This is a genomic window from Desulfovibrio litoralis DSM 11393 (assembly GCF_900143255.1).
Lineage (GTDB): Bacteria > Desulfobacterota > Desulfovibrionia > Desulfovibrionales > Desulfovibrionaceae > Frigididesulfovibrio_A > Frigididesulfovibrio_A litoralis.
Map to the genome: position 1 here is coordinate 23,758 of NZ_FRDI01000014.1, position 23,911 is coordinate 47,668.

18 protein-coding genes are annotated in these 23,911 nt (G+C 37.2%); 10 read left to right on the forward strand and 8 right to left on the reverse strand.

The window, feature by feature from the left end; translation table 11 throughout:
* Positions 1-255: 255 nt before the first annotated feature.
* Positions 256-900 carry an FxsA family protein gene (locus BT999_RS10825; RefSeq protein ID WP_072697811.1) on the reverse strand — a complete coding sequence of 215 codons (645 nt, stop codon included), beginning with the start codon at positions 898-900 and terminating at the stop codon, positions 256-258.
* A gap of 239 nt (positions 901-1,139) precedes the next feature.
* On the opposite strand from BT999_RS10825, the gene BT999_RS10830 reads away from it, so the two are divergent.
* The 3 genes from BT999_RS10830 (at position 1,140) to BT999_RS10840 (ending at position 5,846) form a co-directional block, all read left to right on the forward strand.
* The gene (locus BT999_RS10830) at positions 1,140-2,099 is read left to right on the forward strand and encodes an aminotransferase class IV (protein WP_342741890.1); all 960 of its coding nucleotides are present in this window, start codon (positions 1,140-1,142) and stop codon (positions 2,097-2,099) included.
* A 297-nt stretch (positions 2,100-2,396) separates the two neighbouring features.
* Positions 2,397-2,756, forward strand: a complete 360-nt coding sequence (locus BT999_RS10835; protein WP_072697812.1) for a hypothetical protein — start codon at positions 2,397-2,399, stop codon at positions 2,754-2,756.
* Between the two features lie 372 nt (positions 2,757-3,128).
* On the forward strand, positions 3,129-5,846 hold the full coding sequence (locus BT999_RS10840) for a TIGR03960 family B12-binding radical SAM protein (protein WP_072697813.1): 2,718 nt from the start codon (positions 3,129-3,131) through the stop codon (positions 5,844-5,846).
* A gap of 131 nt (positions 5,847-5,977) precedes the next feature.
* Here the strand turns inward: BT999_RS10840 and BT999_RS10845 are convergent, their stop codons facing one another.
* Together BT999_RS10845 and BT999_RS10850 are read right to left on the reverse strand one after the other, a co-directional pair.
* Positions 5,978-6,817, reverse strand: a complete 840-nt coding sequence (locus BT999_RS10845) for a toxin-antitoxin system YwqK family antitoxin (RefSeq protein WP_072697814.1) — start codon at positions 6,815-6,817, stop codon at positions 5,978-5,980.
* A 17-nt stretch (positions 6,818-6,834) separates the two neighbouring features.
* Positions 6,835-8,199, reverse strand: coding sequence for a toxin-antitoxin system YwqK family antitoxin (locus BT999_RS10850; RefSeq protein ID WP_072697815.1), 1,365 nt, complete (start codon positions 8,197-8,199; stop codon positions 6,835-6,837).
* A gap of 225 nt (positions 8,200-8,424) precedes the next feature.
* On the opposite strand from BT999_RS10850, the gene BT999_RS10855 reads away from it, so the two are divergent.
* Positions 8,425-9,396, forward strand: coding sequence for an XAC2610-related protein (locus BT999_RS10855; protein ID WP_072697816.1), 972 nt, complete (start codon positions 8,425-8,427; stop codon positions 9,394-9,396).
* A gap of 124 nt (positions 9,397-9,520) precedes the next feature.
* On the opposite strand, the gene BT999_RS10860 is transcribed toward BT999_RS10855, so the two are convergent.
* Entirely contained in the window at positions 9,521-11,791 is a 2,271-nt protein-coding gene (locus BT999_RS10860) for an acetyl-CoA carboxylase carboxyl transferase subunit alpha/beta (RefSeq protein WP_072697817.1), read from the reverse strand.
* A 112-nt stretch (positions 11,792-11,903) separates the two neighbouring features.
* On the reverse strand, positions 11,904-13,337 hold the full coding sequence (locus BT999_RS10865) for an ATP-binding protein (RefSeq protein WP_072697818.1): 1,434 nt from the start codon (positions 13,335-13,337) through the stop codon (positions 11,904-11,906).
* Positions 13,338-13,783: 446 nt separating this feature from the next.
* On the opposite strand from BT999_RS10865, the gene BT999_RS10870 reads away from it, so the two are divergent.
* From BT999_RS10870 to BT999_RS10895, 6 genes are all read left to right on the forward strand, one after another.
* Positions 13,784-14,611 carry a purine-nucleoside phosphorylase gene (locus tag BT999_RS10870; protein ID WP_072697819.1) on the forward strand — a complete coding sequence of 276 codons (828 nt, stop codon included), beginning with the start codon at positions 13,784-13,786 and terminating at the stop codon, positions 14,609-14,611.
* 69 nt (positions 14,612-14,680) lie between these two features.
* Positions 14,681-15,055, forward strand: a complete 375-nt coding sequence (gene gcvH / locus BT999_RS10875; protein WP_072697820.1) for a glycine cleavage system protein GcvH — start codon at positions 14,681-14,683, stop codon at positions 15,053-15,055.
* Between the two features lie 64 nt (positions 15,056-15,119).
* On the forward strand, positions 15,120-16,454 hold the full coding sequence (gene gcvPA, locus BT999_RS10880; protein ID WP_072697821.1) for an aminomethyl-transferring glycine dehydrogenase subunit GcvPA: 1,335 nt from the start codon (positions 15,120-15,122) through the stop codon (positions 16,452-16,454).
* A gap of 126 nt (positions 16,455-16,580) precedes the next feature.
* Positions 16,581-18,020, forward strand: a complete 1,440-nt coding sequence (gene gcvPB, locus BT999_RS10885) for an aminomethyl-transferring glycine dehydrogenase subunit GcvPB (protein WP_072697822.1) — start codon at positions 16,581-16,583, stop codon at positions 18,018-18,020.
* Entirely contained in the window at positions 18,010-19,371 is a 1,362-nt protein-coding gene (locus BT999_RS10890; protein ID WP_072697823.1) for a dihydrolipoyl dehydrogenase family protein, read from the forward strand. The genes gcvPB and BT999_RS10890 overlap by 11 nt, the downstream gene beginning before the upstream one ends.
* A 277-nt stretch (positions 19,372-19,648) precedes the next feature.
* Positions 19,649-20,653: an OmpA family protein gene (locus tag BT999_RS10895; protein WP_072697824.1), complete on the forward strand. Its 1,005-nt coding sequence runs from the start codon at positions 19,649-19,651 to the stop codon at positions 20,651-20,653.
* Between the two features lie 347 nt (positions 20,654-21,000).
* On the opposite strand, the gene BT999_RS10900 is transcribed toward BT999_RS10895, so the two are convergent.
* From BT999_RS10900 to BT999_RS10910, 3 genes are all read right to left on the reverse strand, one after another.
* Complete coding sequence (locus BT999_RS10900; RefSeq protein ID WP_072697825.1) at positions 21,001-21,684, reverse strand: helix-turn-helix domain-containing protein; 684 nt, start codon at positions 21,682-21,684, stop codon at positions 21,001-21,003.
* A 162-nt stretch (positions 21,685-21,846) separates the two neighbouring features.
* Entirely contained in the window at positions 21,847-22,734 is an 888-nt protein-coding gene (locus BT999_RS10905) for an SPFH domain-containing protein (protein ID WP_072697826.1), read from the reverse strand.
* A 1-nt stretch (position 22,735) separates the two neighbouring features.
* The gene (locus BT999_RS10910) at positions 22,736-23,827 is read right to left on the reverse strand and encodes an SPFH domain-containing protein (RefSeq protein WP_072697827.1); all 1,092 of its coding nucleotides are present in this window, start codon (positions 23,825-23,827) and stop codon (positions 22,736-22,738) included.
* Positions 23,828-23,911 lie beyond the last annotated feature (84 nt).

The following is a 23,911-nucleotide window of genomic DNA, read 5'->3' on the forward strand; positions in this document are numbered from 1 at the left end:
ACCATTGCAAAACTCCGTTTCGCGTGCTTTTATTATCGCTTGATGCTCTGTGTATACATAGTATCAAACGTTTTAAGACACAAAAACCACTCATTTTACAGGAAAATTAAATTTTCCTTTGTTTCTGGGGGAATACCCCCGAAGCCCCCAAGTCCACTGGCAGGCAAAGCCAACCTAGTGTCCTTATTCGTGATTTTTGGAGTTTCTTTCTGACGAAAGCCACTTTGAGACTATTGTGCAATAGTCTAAATTTAATTATTTTTTATTCTTGTCTTGATCGTCATCAAGCTCACATTCCATATATACAAGATTGTTTTCATTAGCACTTTTTGTTTTTTCTTCATTCACATAACAGTCAATAATAATTTCGTTATCATCTTGTGTTTTTTTCACATTTTCTCTGGCAGTAGTATCAACAACATCAGGGTCTTCGTTACTTCGCCCTATATTTTGATTGTAATAAGCCGAGTCAAAGTTTTCTGATGTCGATTGCCAGCCTTTATTAGAGCTGTAAAAAAATGACGAACCCGACCAACCATTAGGGTTTTTAGTCCTATAATTTTGGAATCTATCGGCAAAAAGGTGCTGAACAAAAGGCATCAGCAATAAAAAACCTATAATATCAGAAAAAAATCCCGGGATAATAAATAAAATTCCCGAAACCAAATAAGCAAAGGCTCTTAAAAACCCACTGCCCATAGCTGTTGCCAAACCGCTGGCTTGTGCATTTAACGCCTCTTGTAAAGCCTTGGTGCTTTGGCGTTTAATTAAAAACACACCTAAAAATGCCGAAACTAACATTAATGCCATGGTGTTTCCAAACCCAAGCCTGATTCCCACAAGTCTAGTAATTGTAAATTCTAAATACATATATATAATAAATAAAATCAAAAAAGGCATATAAACCTCAACTATTGTCTAAAAATATAAAGATTAGTAATCACTATTTAAAACAATAGCACTATTTTAATAAAAAAACAATTTGTTTAACAAGGTTCAAAATGCTTGTTTAACAAACCCGATTAGCGAATAAAAACAACCCAATAACAAGCTTAATTTATTGATAAAAAATACAAATTGACTAGACTTTGTTTCTAACCTAATAAAAAAATATAATTTTAACAAAAACGAGGCTCACAATGCCAACCATCGCCCCAATACTTGAACAAAGTGATTATCTAAAACTGTTGTTAGAAACACCACGCCCAAACGAAGATAAAATCCTCGCTTTTTATGAACACAGGCTTGGGGCAATTTGCAAAGCACCTCGTTTAATGCTCCTGCCTCTGGACGATCATTTAGCACATCGTGGTGATGGCATTTTTGAAACTCTTGTTTATCGTCATGGGCGTATTTATGAACTTGATGCCCACTTATCTCGCATGCAGGCTTCCGCAACCGGTATCTATCTTGAACCGCCTTGTGCATGGGCGAAGATTAGAGAGCTTATTATAGAAGTCGCCAAAGCGAGCGGAACAAAAGACGGCCTGTTACGCATTTTAATGGGGCGTGGAGCCGGTGGCTTCGGAATTGACCCCTTTGAACCACCAATTTCAAGTCTGTATATCGTAGCCTATCATTTTTCCGAACATTCAGAAGACTGGTATAACAAAGGTTTAAGCGGATTTAAAACGTCTATTCCCGCCAAACAAGGTTATTTGGCTAAAATAAAAAATGCCAACTACCTGCCGAATGTATTAATGACAAGAGAAGCAAAAATAAAAGGTTATGATATTCCATTTTGTTATGATGAAACAGGCTACCTCGCCGAAAGTGCTATCGCAAACTTATGTTTAGTGGATAAAACAGGCACGTTAATTATTCCAAAATTTTCCCATGCTCTCGCCGGAACAACAATACTAAAATTATTGCAACTCATCGAAAAAGATAACAATAAAATACCACATAAGTTTAAACAAGTTAGCGAAGCCGAAGTAAGAGAAGCTCAAGAACTTTTGGTTTTAGGAACAGGTATAGGTTGTGCTTCGGTTACCAGTTATGAAGGGCAACAAATAGCCGACGGAAAACCGGGAAAAACCGCGGCATATTTACGCAAGCTTTTACAAGCAGATTTAAAAAATGGTGTTTTGATTAAATAAATCAAGCAGGTTTAAATTAAAATCAAGTGATTATTATATCTATTTAAGACTGTTGCAAAACCATATTTTGCGTTCTTTTTGTATTATTTTATACCTTTAAGGTTGGAGAAACAAAATATATTAAGTCTTTTTGATATAAAAATACACTTTTACAGCTTGTTAAAGAGTTATATTTTTTATAAGATTAATTTGTTTGTCATTTTTAAAATCGGTCTTATATTAAAAAAATACATCATAACACAAACGCTTAACTTGTGTTTGATAAAACTTTTATTGATAAAAAAACAGGAGAACACTATGTCTTATGATATTCGTTTAGTTAAATTGGTTTCTAGTGAGTTAGTTTTAGGAAAGTTTGACGCAGAGAGCAACAGCATAAAAGACCCTGCTAACCTTCAAACTGTTCCATCTCAACAAGATGGCGGTGTGCAGTTAATGCTCCTGCCTTACGGCTATCCTTTTGAACAAGATTTTACAGGCTCAATCTCAATGACTCATGTTTTATTTGAATACAAAAACTGCCCAGAAGAAATAAAAACTCGCTATCTTGAAGCTTGTTCCAAACTTACTCTATCATCAGGCGGACTTGGAGGCTTAGACCTTAGAGGCGAAGCCGCCGCCGCTAACGCAAGTGGCTTAATTTTAGGCAAAAAATAAAACAATAAATTAAACATCTTAAATATTAAGGGGCTTTTCGTTAAGTTTAGTGGGTTATTAACTCTAATCTAAGCTTAAAAATGATTAGCCCCTAAAATAATACAAGACCATTGCAAAACTCCGTTTTGCGTACTTTTATCATCGTTTTATGCTCTGTATGCACATAGCATAAAACGTCTTAAGCCACAAAAACCACTCATTTTACAGGAAAATTAAATTTTCCTTATTCGTGTTTTTTGGGAGAGCCTTCCTAAAGGAAGCCTCTTTGAGCCTATTGTGCAATAGTCTCAATATATTTAAAAATTAATTAAATTTCTATAAGAGTTTAAACTCTAGCTTTTATATACCTTCAATAGGAAAAAAAAATAAATCATGCGTAAAATATTGCCATTGTTACCAAAGCCAAGCCGTTATATTGGAATAGAAGAAGGTAGCATTATTAAAAATGCAGAAGATATACATTTAAGAATTGGTTTGGCCTTTCCTGACCTTTATGAAGTTGGCATGTCGTATCTTGGGCAAAAAATACTCTACAATATCTTAAACGCCAAAGAAACATGGTGGGCAGAACGCATTTTTGCTCCTTGTGCTGAAACAGGAAAAATTTTATTCAATACGCCTGATTTATCTAATCCTAATGAAACAAAAAAAACTCTACTTTGCACCCTCGAAGGTAATTGCCCTCTAAATAAATTAGATGTTTTAGGTTTTAGCATAACACATGAACTTTGTTATACTAATATCCTCTATATGCTTGACTTGGGCGGAATTCCGCTTCGCAGTGAACAAAGAGCAAAAGACGCTTTAAACGGTAAGCATTATCCCTTAATCATCGCCGGTGGCTCTTGTACTTTGTCGGCTGAACCCATTGCACCTTTTGTGGATTTAATGATGCTTGGCGATGGCGAAGAAATTATTATCGAAGTTATGGAACTTTTAGATAAGTCCAAAAAACAAGGTTGGTCTCGTCAGCAATATTTAGAAGAAGCGTCTAAAATTTCAGGTGTTTATATCCCTGAGTTTTTTGAAGTAGAAAAGAACACACTTAACCCCGATAATAGCCACAACCATGTTTTAGAAAGCGTTCGTTTAAAACCCGCTATAAAACAAAAAAACAGCCAAATCACAAGGCGTATTGTCGCTGATTTAAACAAAATAGAATACCCCGCCGAACAAACTATTCCTTTTGGAGCTGTGCATAAACGCCTCACCCTAGAAATAGCCAGAGGTTGCACAAGAGGCTGTCGTTTTTGTCAAGCCGGCATGGTTTATCGCCCTGTTAGAGAGCGTAGCGTTGAAAATTTATCAAATATTTTAGAAGATTGTTTACAAAAAACAGGCTACGATGATGTTTCTTTTTTATCTTTAAGCACTGGTGATTTTTCCGCCTTAAAAACCTTATTTCTCAAAACTTCCGAACGCTGTGCTAAAGAACAAATATCAATTTCCCTGCCCTCATTACGAGTTGGTTCAATTGACGATTCTATTATGGAACGCCTCGCCTCGATTAGACGAACAGGTGTAACGCTCGCCCCCGAAGCGGGGAGTCAGCGTTTAAGAGACGTAATCAACAAAGGCGTAACCGAAGAAGAGCTGATTTTACACGTTCAAAAACTCTTTGAACACGGTTGGCAACAAGTTAAGTTATACTTTATGATTGGTCTACCTACTGAAACCAAAGAAGATATTTTGGCGATTGTTGATTTATGCCGAAAAGTCCGAGATGCCGCAGGGCCGGGAGTTAAACGCCTTCAAGTTACCGCTGCGATTTCTCCTTTTGTACCAAAGCCACACACTCCTTTTCAATGGGAAGAACAACTGAGCTATGAAGAAACAAGAGAGCGTATTGGCTGGCTTTTAGAAGCATTTAAAGGCGAAAAGCGTTTAAAAATGCGTTGGCATGAACCTAAAACCAGCTTTTTGGAAGGTGTTTTTTCTCGTGGTTCTCGCAAATTGGCTGATGTTATTGAAACAGCCTACAATAAAGGGGCTATTTTTGCGAGTTGGATGGAACATTTTAAACTAGAGCCTTGGCTCGAAGCTTTAGAAGAACATGGACTAAAAGCAGAAGACTTTTTAGCCGAACGCCCTGTTGAGTTAGCCCTCCCGTGGGAACACTTAAATGCTGGAATTAGCAAAGAATTTTTATTAAGAGAACGCCAAAAAGCCTTAGGAGAAAAAATATCTCCTGATTGTCGTTATGGTGCGTGTCAAGTTTGTGGAGTCTGTGATAGACCAAATTCCGTTTCACTTTTGCATGAACCTGAAACAAGCGAATCTAACCAACTAAGTTATCAGAATATTTTAAATTATCAACAGAGAGACCAAGAAACTCATAAGCCAAAGTTTGATGAAAAAGGTCGAGTCGTCGAACGCCAAATTAAACAAAACACCCCAGAGCCAGAAATAACAAAAGAAGTAGCGGGTAAAAAAGCCAAGCCGCCTAAGATAGATGCAACTTTAGCACATAAAGCCGCTCACTATGTTATTACCTATTCCAAGCTGGATAAATCCGCTTATTTAAGCCAATTAGAGTTACAATCTCTGTTTGATTTAGCTTTACGCCGTGCGGGGGTTGGCTTAAGTTTTTCTCAAGGTTTTCACCCTCTACCTCTTTTATCTTTTGGGCGTGCCTTACCTGTTGCCGTTGAAAGTCATTGTGAGGTTTTAGGTATTCACTTAAGGGAATATTTGAGTGCCGAAGAAGTTTATAAGCGTTTAAATCCACACTTATTAAGAGGTATGCAGATTATAAACGTAGAAGAATTGCCTATTAATACTAAGCTTAAACAAAGTAGTGGCGAAGAGTACCTGCTTGAATTTACTGAAGGACAAAAAATCGAAGATATAATCCAGCATTGGCAAGAATTTATCTCTAACCCTAGCTATAGCTGGACTCGCACAACTAAAAATGGCGAACGCACAACAGATATTCGCCCCTTATTTAAAGAAATTAAAATAAACAAAACGTCTATCAAGATCATCTTTGATTGGAACGAAACTTATATTTCGCCATTAAAGCTTTGTCTTGAAGTCTCTAAATTAGATAATCCTGCGTTAATCAGGTTAATTAAAATGAAGAATGTGTAAAAAAGGGGCTTTTACACTAATTAGATTATACTAATTTGTATAAAAAATGCTTGGGCATGTGAAAAATGAATAAAAATGAAACACATGCCCAAGAAAATAAAACGCTTAGACAAAAAAAATATCCTTCAAAGTTACTTGAACTTAAACACTCTATTCAGAGCTTCTACTTTTTCCAAGTCTTCTTTTGTAAAAGGCTCTGTTGCCCCATCAGTCTTATAATAAACACCGCTAATAGCCTTCCCTCCGGAACAAGTTACGCTTGCAATTTGTTTTTTTGCTTTATAGAATTTTGCAATACCTTCTAGTTTACCTGCTGAAAATGGCGTTTCTGTTGCCAGCGTTCCATCTGCATCATACACTTTCGCAACTCCATCTAGTGCATCTGCTACAAATGTCGCTTCCATTTTTAGCTTTCCGCCTTCATAATATTCTTTTGCAATGCCTTGTTTTTTACCTGATACAAATGGTATCTCTTCTTTCAACTCACCGTTTTCATAGTATGTTTTTTGTAACCCATCTAATTTATCTGCTATCCATGAGCGTTCATATTGCAATTTTCCGCTTTCATAATATCCCTTAGTCAATCCTTCTAAGCTACCTGATACATATGATGCTTCCCCTCGCAATTTTCCATTTGGATAATAGATTTTTATAATTCCTTCTGCCTTATCTTTTCGCATTGGCATTTCAGTCACTATCTGTCCACTTTCAGAATATACTTTCGCAAGCCCCTCTTTTTTTCCTGCTACAAAAGGTGTTTCTGCTCTAAGCTTTCCATTTTCCCAATACAAACATTCAAAATTTTCAGACTTATAATAATCATTTTTTTCGTCTTTCATCAATGTAAACGCTTTATTTTGCTTAATCTCTGCCTCGGTTAAAGGGCAGGCGTCTTGAGCAAAAGCCTTAGGTGTATTTACGCTGAAACAAAGAGCTAAAAAAACAGTCAGGGCAAAAGAATATAATTTCATAAAAAGCTCCTTCAAATTTACTTACGACCAAGCTCTCTACAATCTAAAGCCCAATCATTTAGTATTAAGACATTTTTATCATCACCAGTTTCCATCACTTGTAAGACCTTTTTCCCATCAAGAGTAAAACCTGTTTTCCATCTTATTAGTTCTGCGTTTGTCCAAGGCGTTGGTTGTTCGTTTTCATCATAACAAAAACCACTGATAGGCGAATTATTGATATATGTTATTGTTCCAAACAATTTTCCATTTTCTCTGTATAATTTAGCACTTCCTTCTGCTTTTTCTGCTACCATCGGAGTTTCAGATTCAAGCTTTCCGTTTTCATAATATTTTTTTCGAACCCCGTCTTTTTTATCATCTAGATATGAAATTTCAGCTGCCAGTATTCCACTCTTATAGTATTTTTTATTAATTCCATTTTTTTTATCTGCTATATACGGAGTTTCTACGTGCAGCTTTCCACTCTCATAATATTCTTTCGCAAGTCCTTCTTTTTTTCCTGCTACATATGGCGTTTCTGTGTACAGTGTTCCATTTTCATAGTAGAATTTCTCAACTCCTTCTTGTTTTCCTGCTACATATGGCATTTCAAAGCGAAGATTTACACTTTCATCATGGTATGCTTTTACGACCCCTTCGCATTTACCTGCTATATATGGAGTTTCTCTTTTCAGTTTTCCATTTTCATAGTATAACTTCTCAAGTCCTTCCTCTTTACCTGCTACATATGGCGTTTCTTTTTCCAGTGCTCCATTTTCATAGTATAACTTCTCAAGCCCTTCCTTTTTATCTGCTACATACTGCGTTTCTGTATACAGTGTTCCATTTTCACAGTAGAATTTCTGAGTCCCTTCTCTTTTATCTGCCATATATGGCGTTTCTTTTTTCAGTTTTCCATTTTCATAGTATAACTTCTCAAGTCCTTCCTTTTTACCTGCTACATACTGCGTTTCTGTGTACAGTGTTCCATTTTCATAGTAGAATTTCTGAGTCCCTTCTCTTTTATCTGCTACATATGGAGTTTCTACGTGCAGCTTTCCACTCTCATAATATTCTTTCACCACCCCTTCTCTCTTACCTGCGACATATGGAATTTCTAACGCCAGCTTTCCATTTACATAATATCCTTTCCTAGTTCCTTCTCGCTTACCTGCTACAAAAGGTGTTTCTGCTCTAAGCTTTCCATTTTCCCAATACAAACATTCAAAATTTTCAGACTTATAATAATCATTTTTTTCGTCTTTCATCAATGTAAACGCTTTATTTTGCTTAATCTCTGCTTCGGTTAAAGGGCAGGCGTCTTGAGCAAAAAGATTAGGTGTATTCACGCTGAAACAAAAAGCTAAAAAAATAGTTAGGACAAAAGAATATAATTTCATAAAAAGCTCCTTCAAATTTACTTACTAGCAAGCTTAAATAAACTATGGAAACTATCTCAGTCTGTCAATTGTTCCCTTATAAGCATGTTGTTGGCTTATCATATAACACACTCCATTGACAGGCAAACATAGCACTGATATGCGTCCATTATTCAAAGAAATTAAAACAAATGAAAATGCTATCAAAATCATCTTTTTATATCTAAATCACACAGGACGTTTTTTATGATAAAACATATATTTTTTGTGCTCTTCCTTCTGGCTTTTTTTTTAGGAACACAGGCACGATACGCCTTGGCTCTTTCTAACACCGAATACGAAGAGCTGAGAAAAGATACAGCTTTTGTTAACGCCGAAACTCGCTTAAATACAGCATGGGAAAAAGTGCAACAACTGCCCTCGGCTGTCTATTCCCAAGTGTTGAAAGATCAACGCCTTTGGTTACGCAATATGCGTGATTTTGAAGCACATAAACTAGAAAAATTCGTTTCAACGACTAAGGCATATACTTTAGTTACTCTGGATCGGGCGAGGTATCTGGAAAAAGAAATTTTACACGATACTTCTCATAAAAATACAGAAAAAAACATTTATGGCGGGCGAAAAAATATCACAAAAGATCTTTATATTCGCTATACTTGTATATACTCAGACGACGCCACCCCTGAAAAGGGTTATGGGGATTATGCCCCGGATACAGTGCTTATTTGGCTGTTTGAAAAAAAGGGAGGAAAAGAAGAAACATCTGTTCAAGAAATAAACCTTGCCAATGTTTCATCTAACTATGAAGGTTGGAATTGGCCCGGCGAAGTCGAGTTTAAAGACTACAACTTTGATGGCTACCCTGATCTTTCTTTACCCTCCACAGCCGGAAACGTTATGCGATTTTCTACAGTGTTTTTATATAACCCCGAGAAACGTATTTTAGAACGCAGTTCTAGTTTTGAAGAGCTACCTTGCATTGATGTTGACCCTAAAAGAAAACGTATAGGCGGTTATTGTTTCCACAGCAGTGCTTGTGAAAATTGGATTGAAGAATATAAAGTGATTGGTTTTGATACTTTAGAGAAAACTTTTGCCGAGGGAACAGAATGTGGACCTTTAGATGCTGATCCTTTCTATTATCTTACATACCAAGCTAAATATAAAAATGGCAAAGAGATTAGCAGAACGGAAGAAAAACACTTTGACGAGTAGTATTAAGGGCGTAAAAGCGTTTATAACCCCAATGAATCAAATAATGCTATCATTTGAATAATAAAAAACCTCTTTTACAATTAGGTTATTTGTAAAAGAGGTTTTCTTAATTTTTAAGCTTTGATTAACGATAATACAGGTTTTTACCACCCATGGTTAAGAGAGCTTGTTGCAAGTTAAATCTCGCCTCACGTCTATCCCAAATACCTTGGATATGTCCTCTGTCCATCGCTTTAAAAACGTTGTGATAATGCGGTGGAATTTGTAAACCCGTGGTTTCCGTAATAACACCATGCCCGGCAAAACCAATATTCGCCGAACGAATACCAAACTGATAAGGCGAACAACCTAAGAAACTCGCAACAGGCCCGGCATAAGAATGAGTATCGTAAACAACAAGATATAAACCACCTGCGTCAATATAACGTCTAACCGCCATAGTACAACGAGGCATTTGAATTACACCGTTAACACCTTCTTGAATACGAATTCCCGCAGTACCATGCACATAAGCTAAAAATGGCATACGTTTTTTTCTGGCACGTTCTGCGGCACGAATAAACTTCTCGCCTTCCGCAGCACCAACACTTCCGCCCCTAAATGTTCCGACAAAAAGAGCAACAACAAGCTTAATATCGTTGATACGAGCTTCAAAGGTAATACAACTGCTTTTTAAACCCGTGCGTTTTTTTGCTTCTGCGAGCTTTTCATCAAGCCCCGGAAACTTTAATGGGTTTCCTGCTTCTAACTCTGAATTAAATTCAAAGATTGAACCAGCATCAAAAACGTTATTCATATACCACTGATATTCCATAGGAAAATGGTGTCCGCAATAAGAACAAACGCCTGCGAACTCTCCGTATAAATCAGGAGCCCAAGAGTCAAGACAACCGTAAACATGAGAGTTTGGGCAAGAAACCGCCTTGTCTTCTGTTGATTTCGGACTGACATAGCTCCATTGCCCGCCCCTTTGTTGTTCTTCCATTGTCCAGTCTGACAACTCTGTCAACATACGAGCTTCGTCTTCTTTTTGTTTTGTGTTTTTAAGGTTAACGCTCTGAAGAAGTTTACGCCAAGGTGAACTTACTTTTTCAGTAATAACACGGGCTTCTGCTTCGATTTCTTCAAGGGCATAAGATATACGTTTTTGTTGTTTACGCATGATATCATACTTAAACATCGAGCCTATATCCCAGCTCAATTCATGGAAAAACGATTTCAGCTTTCTGTCTACGGGGCGACTATCTATAGTCGCATTGCGAGACATCTTTAAAAACTTGCGGTGTCTTTTCATGACCAAACGTTCTTTAGCCGCAGTTGAAAGATTCCAACGCACCAAACAAACGTCTAAGTCTTCGGCTTCTCTGATATGTTTGCGACGACGACGCAAAATCATTCCACGAAACAGACCAAGACCACGATTGGAAAGATAAACTTCGTCTGTTGCTCTTAAAACTTCACGGCGTAAACTGCGGAAAAATTCATAATGATAGGTTCTTGCACCCAAATCAGGCTCTTCAAGAATACTATCGATATAACCTAAACGTAAGTTGTCATTAGCAGTAATATTTAGATTCATTGCACATTTTTCAATTAGCTCACTACTAGCTCGTTCTCCGGCTTTTAAGCGTCCTTCAATCGCCGCCCCGCCCTCAGGAGAGATAACCGAATAATAACCATGTGAAAACATTAAACGACGATCGCTTAAAGCAATAGCCTCGGCACCACCAGATCCGCCTTCTGAAAAGACAGCAATAACCGGAGTTTTTAAATTGCTCATTTCATAAAGGTTGCGGGCAATCTGTTGAGCCGCTCCCGGTGTATCTTCGATAGGGAACGCACCCGGAGTAAAGACATAAGTATGAATCGGAATATTCTCAGTTTCCGCAACTTTCATATATTGCAAAGCCTTAGCATTACCCCAAGGTTTAGCCGAACCACCGTTACGAAACTCTTCGCCGTGTCCTTTTTCATGTCCAATAACCATAACAGCTTGGTTTATCGTTTTTTTCCCTTGCTTTCTGGTAACGTAAGCACGGGCAATCAAAACCGCCGGGTCAATACTGTGGTCTTCCAAACTTCCGATTTCAGTATAGTTATCGTAAACGTTTTCAAGAATATCTCTTAAAGTAATACGCTGAGGGTGGCGTACTATTCTAACTTTATCCATAGGAGTAAGTTCTGTTTCAAACTTACGCTCCATAAATACAAAAAATTCTTCTAAAGTATCTAAAGATTCTTTTTTTTGTTCGGGGCTTAAACCGTTATAGCGTTCTTTTGTTTCGTTTAAGCGAGATTCAAGAAGCCTTACCCCTTCTTCTTGTTTATTAGCAAAAATATCTTTTATATAAGTAAGTCTTTCTTGTAAGTGCTGGAGTTTTTTTTCTGTATCCATAGATTACCTGCGGTATATATTTTATATAGGCTTAATCACAACATAAAATACAATAAATTAATGATAAAACCGATTAGTATTGAATTAAGCTTAATACTGCAAAGGTGCAATATTAATGTGCCGCTCCGTCAAATACCAAAATATCTGCTGTTTTTTGGCGTAAAAATTCGATATTTGACTTTAGCTCTTCGCCTTGGGCGTTAACGCCTTTAAGTTCAAGAGACTCTAAAAACTCAACCCCTCTGGCTTTAACCTCTTCGAGGTCTTTACCCCAAACAATTCCAAGGGCAAGGTTAGGGTCAAATTCAGTAGGAATGTTATAAGGTTCAGAACGTGGAACATGAGTATACATAGTCAACCAAGGTTTTTCAACCCAGTTAAAGCTATCGATACGCCCGACCCAAGGGGTAAACCTGTTAAACGGATCTTCGGCAATCAAGCGATATTCTATTCCAACGCCGTCAAAAGTAATATCTTCTTGAGTATAACCCAAAGGATCACCAAGACCTATACGAATTTGTTCGGCAATAATATCAACGTCGCCCTGACCTTTAATTTTAGAGATACGAGCAGAAACACCGTTTTCAACCTGAATACGAGTATTAACTTCCATTAAAAATGGCTGTCCGTCTCTGGTTACGATCCACTCCCAAGTTCCGACGTTATCATATTTAACTTTGCGTGCCATGGTGAGAGAGTGAGAAATAATATCATTTAATAGTGCGGTCGCATCAAATTGATAATTTAAAACAGAAGGGTCAAAACCGGGAGCAACTTCTATACGCTTTTGCAAACCGATACTTTGAATAGAACAGTTTCTTGTCCCAAAGTGAACGGGATTTTTACCACTGCGGTCGGAAACAACCTGCACCTCAAGGTGGTTAAAATCTTTAACTCTTTGTTCTATCAAAACGCCTTCGTCTTTAAACTGGCGTGCGGCATAGTTACGAATACGTCTATAAACAGATTTAAAAACGTCAATGTCATAAACTTCTTCAATGCCCATTCCGCCACCGCCGGCAGAAGCTTTAACCAAAACCAAGGGGCGTTTTATCCCGTTATTGAGTTGAAACTCAAAAAGGCTACGAGCGATTTGTTCAGCTTCGGCTTCATCATAAATCGGTTTATCAGAGCCGGGAACAGTCGGAACATTTAAACTTCTGGCCAAACGCTTTGTATTAATTTTATCGCCGAGCTCACGAATAACTTTCCATGACGGCCCGATAAAAATTAATTTCCGCTGTCTTTGAGTCGCTCTACGTGCAAAGCGATAATCTTCGGCAAAAAATCCATAGCCGGGGTGAATGGCGGTTGCTCCGCTTTCATCAGCAACAGAAAAAATCTCATTGGCATCGTGATAAGACGAAACACGATAAAGACTTTTTTCTCCGCCAAATTCTTTTGCCAACTTCACATGCCCGGAAGCATAATCTTCGGCAGTATAAATACAAACAAAAGGCAAACCCAATTTACGACATGCAGCCAAAATACGGGTTGCTATTTCTCCACGATTTGCGATTAATATTTTATGTTGGGTATCACTCACCCGGCACCTCGTTAAATAAATTAAGACTTAATTTTTGTTTTTACGACTAAAACTTATTGATGTATAAATAAAAACGTCAACGCTCTGCTTAAAAGGTATCAATACATGAGCAACAAAACTCACGCCTCAAACACGCTTAACCATTTTTTATTGATAAAAAAAACCTGACAAACACCACTCCAACCAAAGAGTTTAAGTTAAAAAACCCATAAAATACTTATTGCTTGTCTTTCAGCCCTGATGATATTAACATATCATTATTATAAATTATCTTTAAATTCAAGCTTAAGATTGAGAGTTACCCAGAATAAAAAACAAACTTTATATTTTTATCAAATAAATCACAACACTTAAAAACTTATATATCAAAAAATCATATTAGTCCGACAACACCTTAAACCAGCCTTTATAATAGTTCAATCTTTAATTTACACCTTGAGTAATTTATGCAAAATTTTGAAAAAGTCCATAAGATAAGCCAAGAAATTCAAAAATTTCTGCCAAACGGCTTTAAACCGACTATCGGAATTATTTTAGGAACGGGTCTTGGCGATTTAGCCGAGGTTTTAAACAATCGTACAGTTATAGAATATAAAATGCTGAGTGAAATGCCAAGGTCAACAACAAGCTCGCATAAAGGCTGTTTTATTTTCGGCGAAATCGGCGACGTAAAAATAGTCTTACAACAAGGGCGTGTTCACTTATACGAAGGCTATACACCGGCCGAAGTATCAACCGGGGTCAGAGTAATGAACGCCCTCGGTGCAAACAATCTGATTGTAACCAACGCCGCCGGTTGCCTAAACCCACATTGGAATACCGGCAGTATCATGCTCATTAAAGACCATATAAATTTTACGGGAACAAGCCCGCTTATCGGACATAACGACGATCAAAAAGGCTTACGTTTTCCGGATATGTCTCAAAGCTATGATAAACAATATCAAGAGCTTGCTTTAAACACGGCACAAAGTCTTAAACTCAGAATTGAACAAGGCGTTTATCTTGGATTAAAGGGGCCGGAACTTGAAACTCCGGCTGAAACTCGCATGTATAGAAACTTTGGAGCCGATGCGGTCGGAATGTCAACAGTAATCGAAGTAATCGCCGCTCGCCACTTAAATATGAGAGTTTTGGGTTTTTCATGTCTCAGCAACAAAAACCTGCCTGATTGCATGAATGACGTTAGCTTAGAAGAAATTATCGAAAACACAAAAGAGATTGGAGCAAGGCTCAGTAAACTGCTTGAAAAACTTGTTGGAATAATTTCTTAAAAGTTTTATACTGCCTTGGTCGCTCAAATAAAATAATTATAACTATACAAGATAAAGGGAGAAATCATTATGAATACACCAAAAGATCTACTTTATGCCGCCTCTCATGAATGGCTCAAAATCGAAGGGGACGAAGCCCTTATCGGAATTACCGACTTTGCTCAAGAACAACTCGGAGACTTGACCTTTGCCGACTTACCGTCTATTGGTGCAAAGTTTAACGCCGGGCAAGAGTTTGGAAGCCTTGAATCGGTTAAAGCCGCCAGTGAAATTTATATGCCTGTTGCCGGAACAATTATCGCCGTTAACGAAACCCTTGAAGACAGCCCGGAATTAATCAACTCTGATCCCTACACCGACGGTTGGCTAGTTCGCATCAAGCTTGATGCCAAACCCGAAGGTCTCTTAAGCGCCGAAGCTTACGAAGAAAGTGTAAACGCTTAAACGCTGTTTTTAACCTCAAAAAATTCCTCTAAATAACTACCTGCCCAAAGCTTCAGGAGTCAATATGCCTTTTATTCCACACACACCCGCCGAATTAAAGGAAATGTTAAACTTTATCGGCGTTAATAACCTAGAAGATCTTTTTGCCGAAATTCCACAAACCTTGCGTCCTAAGAGCTTTAACCTGCCAAACGGTTTAAGCGAAATGGAAACTATGGATAAGTTTACGGAACTTGCGTCAAAAAACGATATTCAACTTAGCTCGTTTTTGGGAGGCGGTTTTTATAACCGCTATATTCCCCATATTATTGACACTTTAAGCGGACGAGGCGAATTTCTAACCTCTTATACTCCGTATCAACCCGAAGCCTCTCAAGGTACTCTGCAAGCTATCTTTGAATATCAAAGTGTTATCGCAAGATTGTTTGAACTCGATTACGCCAACGCTTCAGTTTATGACGGCGGAACGGCTCTTTTTGAAGCCGCAATGATGGCAGTAAGAGCAAGCAAAAAAACACGCCTTGTGATTGATTCCTCGGTTAACCCGCTTTATCGCCAAATGCTTCAAACCCTAACCGCAAACCTTGAGCTTGAACTTGTTACGGTTGAACATAGCAACGGAGAGCCAAATTTAGAGGCATTAGCTAAAGCCGTTAACGACAAAACAGCCGCATTAATCGTACAAAACCCAAACTTTTTTGGAGTAATAAGCGACTTTAGCGAATTGTTTGCCGTCAACAAAAAACAAGGTGGATATAATATCATTGCAAGCGACCCGATCATGCAATCAATTTTAAAAACTCCGGGTGAAATGAAGGCGGATATTGCCGTCGCCGAAGGACAAAGCCTTGGCTTACCCCTTTCTTTCGGCGGACCTTACCTTGGAATAATGGCGTGTACAAAAGACTTAATACGCCAAATGCCGGGGCGTATAGTCGGACGCACAAGTGATACTGATGGACGCACGGGTTATGTTTTAACCCTACAAGCCAGAGAGCAACATATCCGCAGAGCCAAGGCAACCTCAAATATTTGTTCCAATCAGGCTTTATGCGCTTTAAGGGCTGTTATTTATATTTGTTTAAACGGTTCAGAAGGGCTTGAACGTACTGCCTTAAACTCCATGCAAAATATGCGTTTGGTTGAAGAAAAGCTCTTAAAAATTAAGGGAATAAAGCGTTTAAATCAAGCCCCTTACGCCAATGAAGTAGCCTTTGTTTTACCAAAAGATGCCGAAGCGGTTTATAATACGCTCGCAAAGGAAAAGTGCCTGCCGGGTTTAGCCGTAAAACGTTGGTATAAAAACATGGATAATGTTTTATTGGTTTGTGCTACCGAAAAAACCACCGCCAAAGACATTGAGCTTTTAAGCCGTCTTTTGACTGAGTGTTTAAAATAATTTTTTAATAAAAAACAATAAAATATCTTGCACCCCAAAATATAAAACTTGCTCGTTTTTTGTAATAACCGAATAAACATTTTGGCTTCAAAAATAAAAAAACAAGCAAGCATGAGGTTTGAACTTATGAAAACTGTCTTTGAAAAATCAGTAAAAGGACGCTTGGGAAATATCACAAAAAAGCCTGAAAAAACCGCAAAAGACTTATTACCAGAATCTTTGTTGCGTCAAAATAAAGCACGTTTACCTGAGTTGTCTGAACTTGACGTAATGCGTCATTTTACCGAACTATCTCGCTTAAACTTTTCTGTAGACAATAATTTTTATCCGCTCGGTTCTTGCACAATGAAGTATAACCCTCGCTTTGCCGATCTTGCTTCTTCTTTACCGGGCTTTGCCAATATCCACCCTTTTGCGGCTGAATTTGAAAGCTCCGCTCCTTTTACCCAAGGGGCTTTGGAAGCGGTCTGGACTTTAGAAACCCTGCTCAATGAATTAACAGGTATGAAAGCCTTTTCTTTACAACCCATGGCGGGAGCTCAAGGCGAACTTACGGGAATTATGCTGATTGCCGCTTATCATAGACACAAAGGCAATAAAAAAACCAAGGTTATTTGCCCCGATTCCGCCCACGGAACAAACCCCGCAACCGCCGCACTCGCAGGTTATGAGGTTGTAAATATCCCTTCAAAAGACGGTATTATTGACCCAAGTATCTTAGCCACAGTCTTAGATGATGATGTTGCCGCTTTAATGATGACTTGTCCGAATACGCTCGGTTTATTTGAAAAAAATCTGCCTGAAATTGTTGAATTATTAAGATCTAAAGATGCACTTTTATATTATGATGGTGCAAATTTTAATGCAATTATGGGAAAAATGCGAGTCGGAGATGCGGGCTTTGACGTTGTTCACCTAAACCTTCACAAAACCATGGGAACCCCACATGGCGGTGGCGGTCCCGGTGCCGGTCCCGTTGGTGTAATCGAAAAACTTATTCCTTTTTTACCGACACCAAGAGTACAAAAAACTAAAGACAATCATTTTTATTTAGAACAAACATCAGAATTAAGCATAGGCAAAGTAGCTCCTTTCCATGGAAATTTTGCCGTTTGTTTAAGAGCGTTGGCATATATTTTACGCCTCGGAAAAGAAGGTTTAACCAGAGCGTCTGAATACGCTGTTTTAAACGCTAACTATTTAAGGGTTGCTTTGGAAAAAGTTTTGGAAATTCCTTATAATAGAATCTGTATGCACGAGTTTGTTGCTTCGGCAGTAAATTATAAAGACGTAAAAGCCCTTGATATTGCCAAAGCCATGCTTGATCAAAATATCCACGCTCCAACAATTTATTTTCCGCTTATTGTTAAAGAATGTATGATGTTTGAACCCACAGAAACAGAAAGCAAAGACACGTTGGACAGACTTATACAAGTTTTATCTGATATTGCCGTGATTGCTGAGAAAAACCCTCAACAATTACACGACGCTCCGCAAAACTTACCTCGTAAGCGAATGGACGAAACAAAAGCCGCTCGGGATATGGTGTTGACCTATGAACTGTGATCTTGCAATTATCGGTGCCGGAGCGGCAGGCATTAAAGCCGCTCAAGTCGCCGCCGAAAAAGGTTTAAAAGTTGTCTTGATAGAAAGAGGATTTATCGGAGGAACCTGTTTAAACTCCGGTTGTGTTCCCACTAAACACCTGCTTTCTCAAACGGATTTTTTAAAACAATTAAATTATCAACAACAAGACAAACTTGAACATTCTTTAATGAATTATGATTTAATAAAAATTCAGCAAAGAAAAGATGAACTGATTGCAATATTGCGACAAGAAACAGCGGAAAGACTTGAAGCTTTGGGTGTAATCATCTTAAAAGGCAAAGCAAATTTTATCAAAACAAATAAATTAAACATAGTCTTATCAGGTGAAAATCAAGAGCTAAGTTTTAAAAACGCAATAATTGCAACCGGAAGTGCTCCGGTTGCCCTTCCCAATATTCGCCCCGATGGCGGTTCTGTTCTCGCATCATCAAGTATTATCAACCTTAAAAAAGCACCAAAAGACCTGATTATTTTAGGAGGCGGGGCAATAGGAATTGAACTTGGTTCTTTTTTTCATCGCCTTGGAACAAAAATTATCATGGTAGAAGGACGAGATAGAATAGCCGCCACCGAAGAACCTACAATAAGTGAAAGATTAAGCAAACAACTAATTGAAAAGGGTTGGGAACTACATATCGGAAAGCCAGTCGTATCGCTTGTAACGGTTGATGATGAAAGCGTTTTAACCTTTGCAGACGGAAATCAACTAAAAGCGGAGTTTTCTTTGGTTGCAATAGGAAGAAAACCTCTTAGTCAAGGGCTTGGACTTGAAGAAATTGGTATAAACCTCAATCAACGAGGTTTTATCGAAACCGACGAAAATTGCACTTCAAATATTCCTAATATTTACGCTATCGGCGATGTTAATGGCAAAATAATGATGGCACATATCGCAGAACAACAAGCGATGATCGCTGTTAACCACATATTAAAAGAGCACACAGATTACAAGATTAAACACGTTTCAAGCTGTATTTACGGAGATATAGAGTTAATAAAAGTAGGCAACTCGGTCGCCGAACTAAAAACACAAGGAAAAACCGTTCAAATATCAACAGCCGAATTTAAAGACAATATCTTTGCAAAATGTTTGGGAGAAAATGACGCTTTTGTTCAAATCGCCTGGGTCAACGATAAAATTGCATCTATTTCGGCTATTGGTCAAAACGTATCTCATTTAATCACGCAAGCAATTATCTTGGTAAATAAAGAATTTACGAAAGACGATATGCAAAAAATCTTCCTACCTGTACCGATATTTGACGAAACACTCAAAACCGCAATTTTAAATAAAAGGCAACAAGCCTAAAGTTTTACACAACAACAAATATTTTACTAAAAAAATAAAATAAAACGTAATAAATAATTTATTTGATTTTTATCTAAATAATTGCAAAAAAAATACTTTTATCATTAAATAAGTTGTGGTAATAACAAAAACATTCGTAAAGCATTTTTTTACTACTCAAACTAAAATAAAAAAATCAAGATGAGATATTTCTTGCTTTTTTGTTTTACTTAGGGTAATTTTCAAAGTGCATAGGTAAACTGATAGATTAGAAAGTTTAATAAATTGGAGGAAGCTTATGAAATTGGCTAAAATTCTTAGTTTAGTGATCGCAATGCTCATGCTTTGCGTAAGTTCCGTATTCGCCCAAAGTGGGCAAGCGGTAAGAAAGGTTGATTCTTTTACTTTCTTTGTTGACCAATCTGGTTCTATGATGATGACTAACAAAGAAGTAAAACTCAACAAAACCGAACTCGCAAAAGAAGTTCTAAAAAGAGTAAACAACCGCATTCCTGATCTTGGTTATGCTGGTGGCTTACATACTTTTGCTCCTTTCAGCGAAGTTCTTACTATTGCACCTTATGACAAAGCTAAAATGGACGGTGCAATCGCTTCTCTTAAGAGCAACCTAGATATTTATGCTCGTTTTACCCCAATGGGTTACGGCATTGATTCTTTTGCTCCTGTTGCAAGCACAATGGCTCGCCCTGCTGCTATCATCTTAGTAACCGACGGTGAAAGCAACCAAGGTAACGACCCTGTTGCAGAAGCTCAAAGCGTTTACGCAGCTAACCCTAATGTATGTTTCCACATCATTTCTTTAGCTGATACCGTAAAAGGCAAACAAGTTTTAGATCAAATCGCTGCTCTTAACGCTTGTACCGTTAAAGTGGACGCAAAAGAACTTTTAACTAGCGATGCCGCTGTTGATAAGTTTGTTGCCGACGTTTTCTATAACTATGGTGGAAAAATTGTTTTACGTAGCGTATTGTTCAACTTTGACTCTGATGTAATAACTTCTGAGTCTGCTGCTATCTTAGACGAAGTTGCCGGTATGTTAAAAGCTCAAAACAATCACTTCTCTATTGCCGGTCATACCTGTAACATCGGTTCAGCTCAATACAACATGGGTCTTTCCATCCGTCGTGCTGACTCTGTTAAGAGATATCTCGTAAAACAAGGTGTTTCTTCAGACAAGATGACCACTCGTGGTTACGGATTAACAGAGCCTAAGTACAGCAATGCTACAGAAGAAGGCAGACGTTTAAACCGTCGTGTTGATATCGATCCTATGAATAAATAGTTTATAATAAAACTATAATGATTATAAAGCCTCCGAATTCTTTCGGGGGCTTTTTTTGTTAGCTTATTATCATAAGAGTATCGTAAAATAAGCTTTGCACTCTTGCGTTTGTCTTTTATGAGTTTCTACATGAAAACCATAAAGCCTTTTAAACTATAAAAAGGTTCATTCTCAAAACCATTGCAAGACTCTGTTTTGCATGCTTTTATTTATGCACATAGCATCAAACGTTTTAAGACACAAAAAACATCAACTTTTACAGACAAAAATTCAAAAAAAAAATATCCCGACGTAATCACTACATCGGGATATTTAACTAGTTAAATATTAAAGAAACAAACACTATTTTAATAACGCTGTAAAACAAAAGCCAAACGTCCAACAATGCGCTCCATACTTTGTTCTATTAACATATATTGTTCCGGGTGTTCGCTATTTCCTGTTCTTAAAACAAAGCGATTTGCACCTTCGTCTAAGAATATTCTGCGTAAGGTTACGCCTTCATATGGAAGAGAAACTCCATAAAGCTCACCGGAAACAACACGCTTACAATTAGTATCAAAACCAACATAAGCACCTTTATGAATAACCGGTTCAAAAGCCGTACTTTCATTGCGTATAATCAAAACGCCGTCTTCCGCAAACGATTGTGGCAAACTGATACGTCCAACCTGAACTAAGTCAGTAGCGTCAACGCCCTGTGCAATATGAACAGGTCTTACAACACACTTTGCATCAGGATCACTATATTTAGACATGCTCTCTTTAAGCTGCAACCCTGCGGGAGCATCAGTAGGCACATAGCCCTGAGCAGTTCTTAAATACATTGGACCACTACCGGTTTTTAGCCAATCAGGGTTTAAACCGAAGCGTTCAAAAAGCTTCATATACCAATCTGACGGAACAGAGTTACGTCTTTTCGCATCAGAAATGCTCGACTGTCTTATATCTAAAACATTCGCAATTTCAACTTGAGTGCGAGTATTGGTAGCCAATTTAATACGTTCAAAAATCTCATCAAAAGTAAACACAGATTTCTCCTGCCATATATATATATTGAAAAAACACAAACTATCAAAAATAGGTTTTTTAATTAACTTAAAATTAACAAATTCGATAGTAACCCTAGGCTTAACAAGTATTACTCATTAAGCTGTTCGGACACCCGAACAGAAACTATTTAGTAACGATTACTAATTATGCAAGATGCTGTTTAATAACTTTTCTTCTAAAAATGATAACAGACCACTGTTATTTAGATTTAATTCTACGGAACGATTGGACAAAATATTTTTATATAAATCTAAAATTTTTATAAATTCATATATTTTTTTTTGGTCGTCCGTGCTTTTTGCTAAAGCTTCACTTATTTCCAATACAGTTAAAGTTTCTTTAAGACGTACTTGGTCTTTAACTTGCTTCCAAATAAGCTGATGCTCTAGTGAAGCTTTTTGCTGAATTTCAGCCACCTCCGTATTTAGCTTCTTTTGGTTAGAAGCCATCAATGTTTGATATTCATTGTGCATATCATTAACTATATTTTTTTGGTCTATAATAGAGTAGGAGATATTTTGAAGACGTATATCGACCAAAGTGATACCAAGAGAATTAAGATGAGAATGAGATTGACCTAAAATATAAGAAATAGAATCTGAAAAACCGCTGGCGATTAGCTGTTCTTTAGTTAATAGCTTTAATTTTTGAGATAAAAAATTATTTACTTCAATATTAATATATTTTTTTCCATCGTCTATCTTGTTAAAATTATTAACAAACAAAACAGGATTACTCACAGCCCAGTCAAGTTGAGTGCTGATCGCAATCTCATATCCGTCTGAACTTTTAATAATTTGAGAATATACGCCGGAAGACAATATGCGATTATCCAACAGAAGTATTTTATGAAAAACAGGTAAAGAAAAATGCAAGCCCGGATATAAAACACTTTTTTTATTATTACTTGAAAAAGGTTCACTTTTTACAGCCAACTGTCCTTCCGGGATAATAAAAAAGACCTGAGAAAAGGAAAAAAATAAGATAAACACAACGGCTAAAACAACACCAATGCCTTTTATCGTCAATTTATTTCTCCTTTCTAGTAGCGTTTTCACCAAGGTTTTTCAAAGTTGCATTTACAAATTTGTTAGCATTAACAGTCTTTGTAATATCATTTCGAGAAACACCGTTCTCTATGCTCATGCTCTCTTGTTTTATATCTGGTGAAAACATTTTACTTTCATCAAATGGAGTCAAAACCCCTTGCATTTCTTCTATAAACAAATTTTTCAATAATAATTGCTTATTTTTTATATAAAAAGGTAACAGCGTATTAACCCTGTTCATATTTGCTTCAAATCTTATTCGTGCATCACGTTGTTTTAAGTCTGCACTATTTAATATTGTTGCCGCTTTTTGCTTTCCCGAATTAACAAGTTCGAAAGCTTCACTGCGTGTTTTATCCAGTACGGTTTTACTGTTTTCCAAAGCTGTATGAAGTTCTCTTCGAACTCCTTCAAGCTCTTTTGGTAGACCAAACCAAGATATATGAACCGAGGAAACCACTAACCCAACATCACTTTTTTTCAAAAGGCGTTCAAGTTCTTGTTTCACACTTGCTTCAACTTTATCTTTTGACAAAGAAATCAAATATTCAAGGGTATTACTACGTATAAAATTTAACAAGACCGCATCGGTCATGCTTTTTAAGCGTTGCATATGATCAGTTGTTCTAAAAAGATACTTTTCAGGCTCGCTGATTTTATACTCGGCTAAGGCTCTAACACCAAAAATTCGTCCATCTTTAGTCGGGTATAATGCATCTGTTTCTTTTGTTGATATTTTTTCTTTAATATTCAACAATACAACATTTTCAATAGGATATGGTAAATGATAATGAAACCCACCACCGCTTACCTGTCTATTAAACTGCCCAAACCGCAAGACTAAACCGACATAATCGGGCTTTACCTTATAAAACCCGCTTAACCCCCAAGAAAATAAAATACCAAAAATAATAAAAAACAAAAATCTATATCGGTGTTTTTGCAAGCCAACACCAACATTATTTAACCAATTAAACTCCGATGAATCTTCGTCAAATGAGTTATTGATTTCTTTTGAACTTTTATTTTGGCGTTCTTTTTTTTCTTGTAGTTTATCCCAGTCCCATGTCATTTATATAAATTACACTAATTTTATATTATGGTCAAGACTCTAAAAGGCTATTTTAACGTATTTAAAGGACAATTTAACACTGTT

Excerpts from the sequence above, each read along its gene's own strand:
- BT999_RS10825 (WP_072697811.1), bottom strand. The coding sequence starts at position 900 with ATGCCTTTTTTGATTTTATTTATTATATATATGTATTTAGAATTTACA.
- BT999_RS10830 (WP_342741890.1), top strand. The coding sequence starts at position 1,140 with ATGCCAACCATCGCCCCAATACTTGAACAAAGTGATTATCTAAAACTG.
- BT999_RS10835 (WP_072697812.1), top strand. The coding sequence starts at position 2,397 with ATGTCTTATGATATTCGTTTAGTTAAATTGGTTTCTAGTGAGTTAGTT.
- BT999_RS10840 (WP_072697813.1), top strand. The coding sequence starts at position 3,129 with ATGCGTAAAATATTGCCATTGTTACCAAAGCCAAGCCGTTATATTGGA.
- BT999_RS10845 (WP_072697814.1), bottom strand. The coding sequence starts at position 6,817 with ATGAAATTATATTCTTTTGCCCTGACTGTTTTTTTAGCTCTTTGTTTC.
- BT999_RS10850 (WP_072697815.1), bottom strand. The coding sequence starts at position 8,199 with ATGAAATTATATTCTTTTGTCCTAACTATTTTTTTAGCTTTTTGTTTC.
- BT999_RS10855 (WP_072697816.1), top strand. The coding sequence starts at position 8,425 with ATGATAAAACATATATTTTTTGTGCTCTTCCTTCTGGCTTTTTTTTTA.
- BT999_RS10860 (WP_072697817.1), bottom strand. The coding sequence starts at position 11,791 with ATGGATACAGAAAAAAAACTCCAGCACTTACAAGAAAGACTTACTTAT.
- BT999_RS10870 (WP_072697819.1), top strand. The coding sequence starts at position 13,784 with ATGCAAAATTTTGAAAAAGTCCATAAGATAAGCCAAGAAATTCAAAAA.
- gcvH (WP_072697820.1), top strand. The coding sequence starts at position 14,681 with ATGAATACACCAAAAGATCTACTTTATGCCGCCTCTCATGAATGGCTC.
- gcvPA (WP_072697821.1), top strand. The coding sequence starts at position 15,120 with ATGCCTTTTATTCCACACACACCCGCCGAATTAAAGGAAATGTTAAAC.
- gcvPB (WP_072697822.1), top strand. The coding sequence starts at position 16,581 with ATGAAAACTGTCTTTGAAAAATCAGTAAAAGGACGCTTGGGAAATATC.
- BT999_RS10890 (WP_072697823.1), top strand. The coding sequence starts at position 18,010 with ATGAACTGTGATCTTGCAATTATCGGTGCCGGAGCGGCAGGCATTAAA.
- BT999_RS10895 (WP_072697824.1), top strand. The coding sequence starts at position 19,649 with ATGAAATTGGCTAAAATTCTTAGTTTAGTGATCGCAATGCTCATGCTT.
- BT999_RS10910 (WP_072697827.1), bottom strand. The coding sequence starts at position 23,827 with ATGACATGGGACTGGGATAAACTACAAGAAAAAAAAGAACGCCAAAAT.